The sequence below is a fragment of the Sporosarcina sp. Y1004 genome (assembly GCF_057669665.1).
The window spans coordinates 1-13149 of record NZ_JBYHFQ010000021.1; the positions used below are offsets into that span (position 1 = coordinate 1).

At 38.1% G+C, this 13149-nt stretch carries 11 protein-coding genes and 1 riboswitch; of the genes, 6 read left to right on the forward strand and 5 right to left on the reverse strand.

All coding sequences use genetic code 11. The features are described from left to right. The first annotated feature begins 479 nt into the window (after positions 1 to 479). From AC25Y6_RS13755 to AC25Y6_RS13770, 4 genes are all read left to right on the forward strand, one after another. Positions 480 to 665: a YwzD family small protein gene (locus tag AC25Y6_RS13755; protein WP_482104222.1), complete on the forward strand. Its 186-nt coding sequence runs from the start codon at positions 480 to 482 to the stop codon at positions 663 to 665. A gap of 665 nt (positions 666 to 1330) precedes the next feature. Further along, entirely contained in the window at positions 1331 to 1804 is a 474-nt protein-coding gene (locus tag AC25Y6_RS13760; protein WP_488143425.1) for a hypothetical protein, read from the forward strand. 96 nt (positions 1805 to 1900) lie between these two features. Next, positions 1901 to 2095 carry a hypothetical protein gene (locus AC25Y6_RS13765; protein ID WP_488143426.1) on the forward strand — a complete coding sequence of 65 codons (195 nt, stop codon included), beginning with the start codon at positions 1901 to 1903 and terminating at the stop codon, positions 2093 to 2095. Positions 2096 to 2215: 120 nt separating this feature from the next. Then, positions 2216 to 2316, forward strand: a riboswitch (glycine riboswitch). 312 nt (positions 2317 to 2628) lie between these two features. Beyond that, entirely contained in the window at positions 2629 to 4008 is a 1380-nt protein-coding gene (locus AC25Y6_RS13770) for an amino acid permease (RefSeq protein ID WP_488143427.1), read from the forward strand. 955 nt (positions 4009 to 4963) lie between these two features. Here the strand turns inward: AC25Y6_RS13770 and AC25Y6_RS13775 are convergent. Together AC25Y6_RS13775 and AC25Y6_RS13780 are read right to left on the reverse strand one after the other, a co-directional pair. Beyond that, entirely contained in the window at positions 4964 to 6190 is a 1227-nt protein-coding gene (locus AC25Y6_RS13775) for an amidohydrolase family protein (RefSeq protein WP_488143428.1), read from the reverse strand. Continuing rightward, the gene (locus AC25Y6_RS13780) at positions 6191 to 7288 is read right to left on the reverse strand and encodes a hypothetical protein (protein WP_488143429.1); all 1098 of its coding nucleotides are present in this window, start codon (positions 7286 to 7288) and stop codon (positions 6191 to 6193) included. A gap of 467 nt (positions 7289 to 7755) precedes the next feature. Between AC25Y6_RS13780 and AC25Y6_RS13785 the strand changes: the two genes are divergently transcribed. Beyond that, the gene (locus tag AC25Y6_RS13785) at positions 7756 to 8160 is read left to right on the forward strand and encodes a YkvA family protein (RefSeq protein WP_488143478.1); all 405 of its coding nucleotides are present in this window, start codon (positions 7756 to 7758) and stop codon (positions 8158 to 8160) included. Between the two features lie 114 nt (positions 8161 to 8274). On the opposite strand, the gene AC25Y6_RS13790 is transcribed toward AC25Y6_RS13785, so the two are convergent. The 3 genes from AC25Y6_RS13790 to AC25Y6_RS13800 form a co-directional block, all read right to left on the reverse strand. Then, complete coding sequence (locus AC25Y6_RS13790) at positions 8275 to 9465, reverse strand: M14 family metallopeptidase (RefSeq protein WP_488143430.1); 1191 nt, start codon at positions 9463 to 9465, stop codon at positions 8275 to 8277. 543 nt (positions 9466 to 10008) lie between these two features. Further along, positions 10009 to 10497 carry a hypothetical protein gene (locus AC25Y6_RS13795; protein WP_488143431.1) on the reverse strand — a complete coding sequence of 163 codons (489 nt, stop codon included), beginning with the start codon at positions 10495 to 10497 and terminating at the stop codon, positions 10009 to 10011. Between the two features lie 995 nt (positions 10498 to 11492). Further along, the gene (locus AC25Y6_RS13800) at positions 11493 to 11846 is read right to left on the reverse strand and encodes a hypothetical protein (RefSeq protein WP_488143432.1); all 354 of its coding nucleotides are present in this window, start codon (positions 11844 to 11846) and stop codon (positions 11493 to 11495) included. 618 nt (positions 11847 to 12464) lie between these two features. On the opposite strand from AC25Y6_RS13800, the gene AC25Y6_RS13805 reads away from it, so the two are divergent. Next, positions 12465 to 13130 carry a hypothetical protein gene (locus AC25Y6_RS13805; protein WP_488143433.1) on the forward strand — a complete coding sequence of 222 codons (666 nt, stop codon included), beginning with the start codon at positions 12465 to 12467 and terminating at the stop codon, positions 13128 to 13130. The last annotated feature ends 19 nt before the right edge of the window (positions 13131 to 13149 follow it).

Below are 13149 nucleotides of genomic sequence, written 5' to 3' on the forward strand. Positions count from 1 at the left end.
TAGCATAGGCTTTTTTTAATTGTCCTTTACACAGGGTACAGTTTAAACGTAGCTTGAGGTTTTTTCATTTTCAATCCTATTTTCCACCACCTTTTGTTGAGTTGGGGTTAAAACGCTCTTGAAAACATCCTCCTGGGATATAATTTAAAATGTAGATTCAATAAGAAACACCTGAAACTTTGTTAATTCAATGTTTCAGGTGTTTTGATCTTGTTGAGACACCTTTCATTTCACCCCACCTATGCCCTTTCTTAAGTCTCAAAATGTCCCTAGAATTTGTCCGAAGTGGCTCTAAAATCTGGCACACGTGTCACTATCTCATGTCCATATCCAGTTCAAGATCTTTTATATCAAAATTAACATTAAATTAATAGATTACGACTAATTTCGACATTATATTTAGTGAAAGTGTACTACAATATATGGAAAGGTTATTAATTAATACAACATGTAGTGAAAAGGGAAGGAAGTATTGTCGCATGACAACGGTAGAATTACAAGAAGAATTCAAGCGTATTTTAGAATATGGATATCGTCGAGGAAATGAGAATGATTCGATTAAAATGGCTGATTTTATTGGAGAGTTATCCGAGCAGCTAAGAATAGAGTTTAACAAGGATGAAATAGAAGGCCTAAATCCTAAATATAAGATAGAGGTGGAATAAAAAATGAAAAATGATGCCTGCGGAAAAGCGTGCCTGTGCACCGCACAATTCATACGCTATTCAGACAATTATAGAAGTGAATGAATGGAGTTGTTGAGTATTGCGGACAGAATGAGCCAGCTGTGCGGAGTTTTGAGCCACCGTTTGCGGACGTGAGAGCCTGAAAATCCATGCCTGTGCACCGTGCAATTCAGATGCTATTCAGATAATTGCAGAAGTGGATGATTACAGCCAAGGAAATGTACCACCCTTGACATTGTTTTTACCACTACATAACTTCTGGAAGATTTAAGATGAAAAATCATATTTTCTGTAATCAAGAAATTCGCGCTCGTTATACAAATTTGATTGATTTTCAGTAAGATCAGTCTTCCGCAAACGGGCCAAATTATTAAGTTATGGGGGGGGTATGTTTTGAATACAATAGTGTTATTTACAATACTTGTTTCTCTGCTAGTTCACACCATAACTTGCTGAGTGTTCTAACAGCATTGGTTGTAAATGCAGTAATTCTACTAATAGCAACCGTCCTTTTTAATAAATTAGATGTACAAGCATTTCATAAACAAACAGATGCCGTCTTTAGCAGTTTGGGAATACTAGTATTTGCGTTTTTTATTCCAGTGCAGCGATAATGGTATTAGAACAGGACTTGTATTAATTGCGTGAGTGGTGCTTTAAAAACAGCTTTAAATTATGAAGAGAAGGAGAATACTATGAAAGAAAAAAATGAAAAAAATCCTGAAAACGATACGGTTAAAGCAAGTGCTGAAGCTGCAAAAACTCTTGCTGATTTAGCGAAAGAAGCCCTGAAGTTTGGAAAAAGTAGTGAGGATATAACTATAGCTGATCAACAATCAACCTCGGAATACAATGCTGCCCTCTCAGAAACATTAAATTCAATTAATAAAGAAATTAGTGAAACTAACGAACCAGAAGAAAAATCTAGTCTTTACAAGCAAAGAGAAGATATTATGAATAGGATGAGAGAAGAAAAAGAAAAACAACGGCAGAATAATAACGAAAGAGAAGAAAAAGACAGAAATCAAGCAACAGGTTTTTTCACTATCGTTACAGCAGTTGCATTAGGAGCTGGAGCATTTGCAACTAAATTATTATTAGATAACAAAAAAGCTTAGATAGTAAGATCTCGATTTGATTGATTTATAAATACTTTGCCAGTCCCTTAAACTATTCAAACCTCAACCAGCCGTTTAATTGTCAGAATGGTGTGAGTGACACTTTTAGTAAGTCATAATCTGTATTGCAGTTCATCAATCGGGGGCAATTACTTAGTAGTAATCGTTCCTCCAACGATAACTAGCGGATCAATCGAAGAACGTGACAAACGAATTGCTGAGTTAACAATTAGAAGGTTTGAAGTTGTGCGCTTTTTTGAAAAGATAGTGGAAAGCATCGATTTGGCATAGTCAGAGAGCAGCAGTACGTCCCTATATGCTGCATGATGCAAAATAATGACTAAATTCAGAATATTGACTAGACTTTTACCATTCTATGGTTTATTATATTAATTAATCGAATAGTAGCGGATGAATATTATGGGAGAGACTAAACGTATTGTTTAGCACCGAAGGAGCAAGTTCCGAAAAACAGGAATCAATCTCTCAGGTAAAAGGACCATAATAGGACGCGTCTCTGGAGAGCGCCATGTGCCACCAAAGGAGTTACACTCTCAGGTAAAAGGACAGAGGAAGTATAGGTGAACACCTATATTTCCTCTGCCCTTTTTTTGTGGTGAAATGTGGTAAATTGTAAATAGGAGGGTACATCAACATAGTCTATGAGGAAATCTACTTATCAAATTATTATTGTTAATCGGCGGTCTATTATGTATTTACAATTATTGAAAATGTAAGCGCTTTATTATGAAGTGACAGAAGTGTGAAAGTATGATCAGAAGACTCGTTATTACTAACCTGAAAATTAAGGAGTGAAACATTTTATGCAGGAACAACAATTGGAAAGAGGCCTAAAAAATAGACACGTACAACTAATTGCAATTGGCGGGGCAATCGGAACCGGATTATTTCTAGGAGCAGGAAAGTCTATTCATCTAGCAGGACCTTCAATTTTATTTGCTTACCTTATTACAGGTATAATTTGCTTTTTGATTATGCGCTCACTTGGAGAACTACTCTTATCCAATTTGAAATATAATACTTTTGTGGACTTTGTACAAGATTATTTAGGGAATATGGCAGCTTTTATGACTGGCTGGACCTACTGGTTTTGCTGGATTTCAATCGCAATGGCCGATATAACAGCTGTTGGTCTCTATGCCCAGTACTGGTTCCCTGAAATACCACAGTGGGTGCCGGGGTTAATTGCGCTAGTCGTTTTGTTAATTATGAACCTTGCAACTGTAAAGCTTTTTGGTGAAATGGAGTTCTGGTTCGCATTGATTAAAGTTATTGCGATTCTAGGATTAATCGTAATTGGATCGGTTATGATTATTAAAGGATTTTCAACGAGTGAAGGTCCATCTAGTTTCACGAATCTATGGAGCCACGGCGGAATGTTCCCGAATGGCATCAGTGGATTTATTCTCTCATTCCAGATGGTAGTATTTGCGTTTGTTGGGATTGAACTTGTTGGTCTGATGGCGGGCGAAACAAAGGATCCGGAAAAGGTTATTCCAAAAGCCATCAATAATATCCCTATTCGGATTATTATCTTCTATATTGGCGCCCTGATTATCATTATGAGTATTTATCCGTGGACTGCAGTCAAGCCTTCGGAAAGCCCATTCGTTCAAGTTTTCGTAGGGGTTGGAATCATTGCAGCTGCTGGTATCGTCAATTTTGTTGTCCTGACATCCGCTGCTTCGGCATGTAATAGTGCTATGTTTAGTACAAGCAGAATGATGTACTCACTTGCTAAAGACAAATATGCACCTGAACGTTTAGCAAAACTTAATAAACGTAAAGTACCTGCCGGTGCATTGTACTTCTCAAGTATCGTTATTCTAATTGCTGTTATTTTGAACTATGTTATGCCAGAAGGCGTATTTACGCTAATTACAAGTATTTCTACAGTATGTTTCATCTTTATTTGGGGAATTACGGTTATCTGCCATATGAAATATCGTAAAACAAGACCAGAGCTAGCGAAAGCAAGCAAATTTAAAATGCCGCTTTACCCGATTGCCAACTACGCAATCCTACTTTTCCTAGCGTTCGTTCTTGTTGTTCTTGCACTTGCGGAAGATACTCGTGTTGCCTTGTTCGTAACGCCTGTTTGGTTTATTTTGCTAACTATAACGTATAAGTTCCAGGTGTCGAAATTAAAACATGTTCATCAGCCAAAAGTAGCGGAAAGTTAAGTCCGTGACCTACCTCGCGTAGGCCTCAAGTGTAATGCATTAAGTCAACGAAGAAGCAGGTCCCCAAAATGACTTAGAATCAATAGTACAGGAAAAACGACAGAAAAGGGATGCAGATGCTACCCTTCTCTGTCGTTTTTGTGTGAGGATAAAGATAGTAGGGTTAGAATATTATTCACCTTCCGCTTGTACAAACTTATAGCAAATAGGCGTTGTTATCTAAACCGCTTGAAGGGCACTTATATCGCTTTCGATTAAGTAATTGATAGGAATCTTCTAGGGCGAGGGATGGCTCTGTATCGAGTCTAGGCGATGGATTTACTTCGTAACGTTAAAGGCCACAATTACGATTGAAACTTCCGTTAAGAAAACAAACATAGATGCATCAGTGAACAGTTTTCTCCACACAATCGAATCATTCCTTCCGAATTTATATGTGTATATAAAAGTTCATGAAGGACGCCGTTTTGATTTACAGACTAAACAAGATGATATTCACTGTTTCTTCGAATCTATTCACATGTTTTTCAAAGTCGCTTCTTCTTCGATTTGAAAAACTTGGCCCGTTCCGCAACCCGACAATAGCACTCCCAGTATAAAGAAGTGAATATGGTTTTCTATTAGATAAATACTAAAGAAAGGGGGGAGTGAGGTTAAAATACTTATTGATAAAGTACTCGTAGTATTTTCGATAATTTTATTAGCTGGTTGTACTGCATTGAATGAACCTTCAATTGGATTAACCAACAAGTCTTCGGACATTCACATTGCTGAAAATGATATACAGAGTTTAGACGTAGTGTCAGGTACCTGTGCGTTGATCTATTCTGATTATTCACCACAACTACATATTCATGAACAGGAGATTAGATAGGTAGCTGATTATCTAATCTCTTTTGCTTTTTATACAATTGAGAGAGTTATTGGTTTTTTTGTTGCACAGGCACACAAACAACTACTTTGTTCGATCAATTACTATTTCACCTCGAAAGAAAACTTGCTTTATCTTTTCAATCTCAGTAATTTCTAAGCCAGGAACACCTTCCGCCACAAGGAAGTTTGCATCTAAACCCCATTCTAGCCTACCAAAGCAATCTCCTTTGCCTAAAATTTCGGCTGGATGTGCAGTTAACATTGCTAAAATCTCATTTTCATCATAGTCATGTTGCTTTAATAACTGCATGGCCGGGTTGGCAATGAGCATCAATACATCTGGTCCTTTTAGGGTTTGATCTTGAAATGGCAACCATGAAATTCCTTGATAAGGGGGTAAGTAAGCATCTGTAGAAATTGAAACACCAATATTATTATTCATTAATTTTAGAATCTCTTCAGGTGAATTAGGCCGTACATGAGTTCCGCCCATCGGTGTAGCGACAACTTTCACCTGTTGTTCTGCTACTTTAATTATTAACTGTTCCGTAATGCCATGTGCATGGTGCAACACATCAACACCAGCCTCCAAGGCCATTTGCAGAGCAACCTCACCAGCAACATGCGCACCTATTTTCTTACCAGATTGGTGATAGATTTCTACGATCTGTCTTAATTCTTCTAGTGTATAAATGATTTCACCTGCCCTTGGGACTTCATCTGCAGTAAAATTTGCTGGCGTCGCATTGATAAAAATATTTTCACCTGGATAGTCACTTGCCAGAGCAATCCGTTGCACTAAATTAGGATTGACTAACTCTTTTTTCTCTATGGTCTGTGACTGTGTGATAGCCGTATAATGAGCTAATTTTTCAAAACCAATTGATATACTCGTCGTTGCAAAGGAAACATCAAGCGGCATATCTAAAACAGCACTTCGATAATCGCTCAACGTAAAATCACAGAAAGGATGCCCGCATATTTGTTCCCCAAGTGCTGTAATCCCAGATGATAGGGCACTAAGGAGTAGCGCTTTTCCTACTGCAAAATGATTTTCGGGAGAAGTAGAATATAGTGAAGATGGTGCATACTCCAATAAGTGGGTATGGCAATCAACCAGGGATGGTGTTATGACATAATTCGAGTAATCCATAACAGGTAAACTAGGATAGTGTTCCTGAAGTTCTTCCCATTTCCCCACAGCTAAAATCTTTCCATCTTCCACAGCAAAAGCACCATTATCAATCGTCCCTAACTTACTGACAGTGACAATCTTTTTTCCCCTAACTATATAGCGATGACTCTTCATCTAAATCACCAAAAACGGAGTTAAAAAAGCAGCTAATGCCAAAGCTGTAACAACTCGGAGTAGCAGTCCAATCAGTGCAGCTTTTAAAGCTTCTTTTTCATTAAGATCAGATGTTTCCGCCCAAGTGACTGGAATCTGACCAAAAATGACGGACAAGGGCAACCCTGAATTCGCCAAAACAAATGATCCGACAATTAACCGTGGATCCACTGTACTTGCAAGATCTGCAAGTTGAGCAACTGCCAACGTAGGAGCAGCAAGGATTGAAATGATGCCCGTTGTTGGTTCAATACTTATGAAAGTTAAGATTGAAGATAAAGAGGATTCAATTACACTCCAAACACCAAAAAACTTTAAAGCACCAATAAAGAAGAACACAGCTGCAACAGCTGGAATTATGATTAACAAAAGAAGTTCTACACCTTCTTTTGCTGAGGAAAATACCGTCTCCAGAAACCTTGTTTTTGGCGTAAAGCGAGGTAGATGTTCCAATTCAACCCTTTTGGTATCTCGATAAATTGTTTTTGATAAAATAAAAGGAACCACGATAATGGGAAGGAAAATCGAGAGGACAATAAGTGGAAAGGATTGAATACCAAAAACGGAAAGTGCAATGAGCCCTAATACCAGGGTAGCGAATGATTGTGGAGATTGAATCATTGTTGCGATAGCTATTTTTTGTTCCGCCTTAGTAGCCTTTGCTTTAACGAGAATCGGACCAGAAATTTTTCCAGCCGCGTTAATATCACCAAGGATATTATAAACACTCGGGATGATAACAGCTGGATTGATTTTAAGCCACTTCATTACTGGAACAAAAAGTCGTATGAGACCATCCGTAAATCCTAACCGTTCCAATAATCGTCCAAAAATCACACTGACAATAATCGCAATCCCCACTTCACTTGTTAAAAAAACATCTACAACGATTGGTTTCACTTCCCCAATGATCGTATTAAAAAAATCAGCCAGTGAGTTAGGAGCAAATAATAGGATAATCAGTGAAATGCAAACTAACAAAACCCCTATCACTTCAAAAGGATACCATTTTGACCTTGGAGATTTGGCTTTTGAGGTAGATGCTTGTTTTTTGTCCATAGTAAGACCCCCTATCGTTTTACTAACTTATGTGTGGAGGAATTCTTGTGTGTTTGTCTAATTTTAGGTAATTTTAAGTATTGGTGCAAGGTTGTATTCGGACAATTCACTGGAATTATATATTTATGAACAGGAGATTAGATAGGTACATGACTATCTGATCTCTATTGGTTTTTTATGCAATTGGGTGAATTGTTGGTTGTTTTTGTTGCACAGGTACCGATTTTTAATATTTTGTCTCCCTATTGCAATAGTTTTTACTGCTGTATTAATTTTAATATAAGTGGTGTATTGTTAAGAATATAATGAAAACAAGATTGGAGGGATATAGATTGTTTGAGAAGTTTAAAAAAAGCAAGAAATATAATTCAGAAGAGACAAATCTAGAGGAAATAACAGATGATTTAAAGATAGAAGAGGTACAAGATGAATTGAAGATAGAAGAGTTAATAATAGAAGCAGAAAATATGGACGAGGTAGCTATTCATAAACATGAAAAGCATTACTCCAATGACGGGTTATGGAATAAGGTTCAAAAATTTTCCAAGAAGGCTGGTTCAACAGTTGTATATGCTGTTCTAATCCTTTATTTCACGTTGCAGAAACCAGAAATACCTTTGAAAATAAAAGCTACTATTCTAGGAGCACTAGGGTATTTTATACTTCCATTGGACTTAATTCCAGATGTTGCTGTAGGGGTAGGCTATGCCGATGATTTAGCTGCAGTTACCTTTGCGCTATTCCAGGTATCTATGTATATTGATGAAGATGTCAAAAAACGAGCAAAAGATAAGCTTAAGGTTTGGTTTGGAGAAGATGTAGACACATCTGAATTAGATGATAAATTAGATGGTAAATCCCAATTGGAGTAAAAAGAATTAATTTCAGGTACCTGTGAACGAAACTGCTCTGGCAATTCAATACAATTACATATTTATGAACAGGAGATTAGATAGATACTTGACTATCTAATCTCTATTGTTTTTTTACATATATAACCCCGCTAGAAAAATTCCTAACGCCTCTTGATAAATTTCATCAAACTGGTCTAATGGAAGCGGATTTATTCCTGAACCAAGTTCAACTGTGAATCCAGGTCTCCGCCATTCCTGAATAAACCAATCCTTATATCCAGCGTAGCTGTCAATTGTTTGAACTGCTTCGTATCCGCTGACCCTACTGAACTCGTTAACAAGAACTTCAGACTCAGGAGGTTCAAGGTTCTCGTACCCCCAATAAATCACTTCTCCCTGTGTATGAAAAGCGAGTACCCTTGCGAAATCACGTTTTCTTGTCAGGTCCGCAATCGCAATTGCCTCAGGTTCGGACAAAGGACTTTCACCACCATAATCTCTTGGACCCGGACTCTTAGGATTACGGGCTCTTTCCAAATCCCAATTGGCAGGAAATTGATCATTGAGATCCACACCCCTAATATTGGCTTTCCACTCCGAAAAGTCCAAGCTGCCATTATTCCATTCAACAACGCTGCTTCGCCATGGCTCATTTGCAGGCGGACCATTTAACACCAAATTTACGCCATCCGGGTTGACCATCGGAACAATGGATAATGTCGTTTGCTGGTAAAAAGGGAATGTGAAAAGACCGCGGATAGGAGTTTGGTTCGTTAAGGAAAGCAGATAATCATTTAAAAAAGTCAAAGTGATAGGGGTAGTAATCCATTCATTCGCATGAAATGAAGCATTATAATGAACTCGTTTAGTTCCACTACCTACCAAGATTTCTGGTATTTCCAGTCCTAAAACGGAATTTCCGATAGGAGGGGTTTGCAAAAATGGATAAACGGCTAGTAACCTTCTGATATCATTCATCATGATGTCGTAATCATAGTTTTGTTTCCCGTTTACAAGCCTCCAGGTAATCCTTTTAGGAATTTTAATCACCTGTCCGACTTGCAGGCGGTTCGGTTCAAGATTAGGGTTGACAAGGAAAAGTGTATACAAAGGAAGATTTTGTCTTTGGGCAATCAACCATAGAGTATCTCCTGATTGAATTGTATAATTGATAGCAACAAATCCAGGAATTTGAATTTGCTGACCTACCGTAAGTATTTGTGGGTTGATGTTTCGGTTGGAATCGATAATCAGTTGAAGAGGCATCTTGAATAGCTGGCTGTAATTCCAAAACGAATCTCCGGGTCTAACGAATATGTCCATGTCGTACCTCCTCTTAGTTAAAAATACTTAGTAATAAGAGTATATGAAGTATTGAGGATTTTAATTTCATACCTGTTCAGGCAATTCACTACATATTTATGAACGGGAGATTAGATAGGTACTTGACTTCTATTGGTTTTTTATATAATTAGGTGACCGCTCGTATATCGATAGAAACCGCCCGAATCTCGCGGCTGACCGCTCATATATCGAGAGAGACCGCCCAAAGCCCGTGCCTGACCGCTCATGTATCGAGAGAGACCGCCCGAAGCCAGTGGACGACCGCCCATATATCGGGTTGGACCGCCCGAATGTCGCGGCTGACCGTTCATATATCGAGAGAAACCGCACGAAGCCCGCGTCCGACCGCTTAATTTCAGGTACCTGCACACAAGGTTATTCCGACGATTCACCACAATTACATACTTATGAACAGGAGATTAGATAGGTACTTGACTATCTAATCTCTATTGGCCTTTTATACAATTAGTTAGATTGTTCGTCTTCGTTTGATGCACAGGTACTATTTTTAATGAAATTGATTCACTTACTTTGGAAAACACGTTTGAAATATTCCTTTTGTTCATTATCTTTTGCTGCGTTTAATTTATGTTGTCTATCCTCTTCAAGTTTAGTTCGGAGTTTGGTTTCATCTCTGTGTTGATCTAATTTGATCTTTAAATCATGGACGGTCGATGAAATATAATCACACCATTCCCCTTTGTGATTCCATTCTACTTCTATATCCTGATAAGAATGATTACGGGCATAATCAATCGTTTCATTATTCCAATCTATTTTTAGACCATCTGATTTATATACCGTAAAATTCTTATTATCATGATTTAAAACAATGGTAACGGTCCATTCTGCCCATTCAGAAAACTTAATACTTACACCTTCAAACACAAGGATTCTTGTTTTAGCTAAGAGTGCTTCTCCTTCATGCACATCTTCATTCTTAATATTTAAATTAACTTTATCACCATGTTTCACCAAGTCTAATAATGTAACGAGTTTAATATTTTCCACAACCGCCGTTTTTTTACGATAAAGGCCAAATATATTAAGTCCCCCTCATATTGAAAAGTTTAGTAAGTATATTGCTAAAAGATTAGTAGTATTCTTTAAGGCTCATAAATAAAAAGGTTTTCTCCTCCAGAGAACGAAGTGACTGCAGTACAGGAAATAATTTAGATCGCAAAACAGCTGCCGTTCGAAAATTTTATGTGCAACAAAAAACAACCAATAATTCACTCAATTCTATGTTCGCTTTATGGTCGAACCGTGTGTTACCTCTAATTACACTAGCTTTTAAATTTGAAATAAGTTCCTTACAAAACCCATATAGTGATAATAACCATAGTACAATATTTCAAAAGGAGGGATATCCTTGAGAAACATTCTAGGTCTTATTATTTCAATTCTTGTAATCGTTTTACTGCTTAAACTATTAGGCGTATTGTAAACCGTCACATTATCCCCTTTTAAATTTAAAGTCAGTTTTTTCCAGGTTCTGCTTCTATATGTTAGTTATCATACTTGATTATTTCATTTTGGTAACACCATCACCGGGGTGCCTGGGAAAACAAATTGATTCTGGCTTGATAATACCTAGTCTCCTTTTTATTTTCTGCATATGATGGATCTCCTGTTTCCGCGTGCTACGTAACAACCTCGTTACATTCATCACAATGAATAATTTTCATGTACCTGTGCACGAAACTACTCAAACAATTCATTACAAATACATATTTATAAACAGGAGATTAGATAGGTACTTGACTATCTAATCTCTTTTGGCTTTTTATATAATTGGGTGAATTGTTGGTTGTTTTTGTTGCACAGGCTCATTAAATGGTGAAATCGAAAAATCTTGATATATCAAAAAAATGCCCCCAATTGACTAGCTAATTGGGGGCCAATTTAGGGTTAAAGTTTAAGGGGAGTGATCTAAAAATGAAAGGCTAATAAATTAAGGAAGGTGGCTTTCTATTTTAGACAGGAGCCTTGGTTGCTCGATTGGCCTAGTTTGTCCGACGCCCTAGTTCCTTCTGAACCATTTCAAGAATGGACGACCGGAGCTTGCGCTCGTATGGGTCAGTCTCGGATTCCGGCTTGGCTAGATAGTCCTCGTTGTACTTGATTTCGAGGTAGAGAATGTCCGTCGATTCCATGACGGCGTGGCGTTTGGACTTCTCCACCTCTGCCTCGATTTTTCCCGCCTCGTACTCCGCAGGGTTTCGCTTTGCAATCTCCGACAGGATAACGTTGATTGATCTGGTGTCCGGTGACTTTTCGTCGTTCAGGATCGTTAGCCGTTCATACAACTTCTTGTTGGTGAACTTCTTGACCTTAGCTTCACTGTAATGTAATCTCACAATTTCTCCCCCCTCTGTAAAAATTAACTTATTCTAACATTGAGTTAATGCTTATTACACTAAACCGCATTACTATAATTCATGAAGTTAACTATAATTACATATTTATGAACAGGAGATTAGATAGGTAGCTGATTATCTAATCTCTATTGGCTTTTTATACAATTGGGTGACCGCTCGTATAACGAGTGAAACCGCTCGAAGCCCGTGGGTGACCGCCCATATATCGAGAGAGACCGCTCGAAGTCTGTGGATGACCGCTCATATATCGATAGAGACCGCTCGAAGTTCGTGGTCGACCGCTCATATATCGAAAGAGACCGCCCGAAGCCCGCGGATGACCGCCCATATATCAAGAGAGACCGTCCAAAGCCCGTGGGTGACCGCCCATATATCGAGAGAGACCGCCTGAAGCCCGTGGCTGGCCGCTTATATATCGAGTGAAACCGCTCGAAGTTCGTGGCTGACAGCTCATATATAGATAGAGACCGCCCGAAGCTCGCGGATGACCGCTCATTTATCGAGTGAAACCGCTTGAAGCCCGCGGTAAACAATTTAGTTTTCTGGTTAAAACAATTGGGATTTGGGAATGGAATAGAAAGGAGGTGGAATATTTAAATGGACACATATTTATATTTTCTTTATGCAGCATTATACACGGTATTATTGGTCTGGGGATTATACGGCATTAGAAAACAAGATTTAGCTAGATGGACGAGTGTTATTTATATTGTAATATTGCCGCTTATTTATGATAACTTGCTACTGGCAACAGGTAAGTGGATTGGTGAAGGAGAGTTATTAGAAAGTTTAAACTTCTCTCGTTTTTGCTTACATGCTTTAATCACACCCTTGCTTGTTATGTATTCGATCGGTACGTTACGGGAAAGTGGCATTGAATGGGCAAAGAAAAAGTGGCTAGTACTAGTAGGTATTCTTTATACAATTGGTTTAATCGTATTAGAATTTTCGATAGAAGTTATCGGGTTGGAACTTGAAGTAGTGAAAGAATACGGCGTCGTCAGCTATTCAAATGTAGAAGAAGCGACAGGTCCTCCTATTATGGTGTTGCTAGTTACACTAATTCTCATTGTGGCAAGTGCGATCTTGTGGAAAAAAACGAAATGGCCAGTTTTCTTCATAGGTGCCGTTGTTATGACTATTGGAAGTGCGATACCTATCAATGTAGATAGTGGGGCAGTGACGAACGCATTTGAACTATTTTTGTTATTTACATTAATTTGGACTAAAAGGAGGTTGATTACAAAACAGCTACGTGTTTGAATTTGGCGTACCTGAGCGA

Excerpts from the sequence above, each read along its gene's own strand:
- AC25Y6_RS13780 (WP_488143429.1), bottom strand. The coding sequence starts at position 7,288 with ATGGACAAAAAACAAGCATCTACCTCAAAAGCCAAATCTCCAAGGTCA.
- AC25Y6_RS13755 (WP_482104222.1), top strand. The coding sequence starts at position 480 with ATGACAACGGTAGAATTACAAGAAGAATTCAAGCGTATTTTAGAATAT.
- AC25Y6_RS13770 (WP_488143427.1), top strand. The coding sequence starts at position 2,629 with ATGCAGGAACAACAATTGGAAAGAGGCCTAAAAAATAGACACGTACAA.
- AC25Y6_RS13785 (WP_488143478.1), top strand. The coding sequence starts at position 7,756 with ATGGACGAGGTAGCTATTCATAAACATGAAAAGCATTACTCCAATGAC.
- AC25Y6_RS13805 (WP_488143433.1), top strand. The coding sequence starts at position 12,465 with ATGGACACATATTTATATTTTCTTTATGCAGCATTATACACGGTATTA.
- AC25Y6_RS13775 (WP_488143428.1), bottom strand. The coding sequence starts at position 6,190 with ATGAAGAGTCATCGCTATATAGTTAGGGGAAAAAAGATTGTCACTGTC.
- AC25Y6_RS13790 (WP_488143430.1), bottom strand. The coding sequence starts at position 9,465 with ATGGACATATTCGTTAGACCCGGAGATTCGTTTTGGAATTACAGCCAG.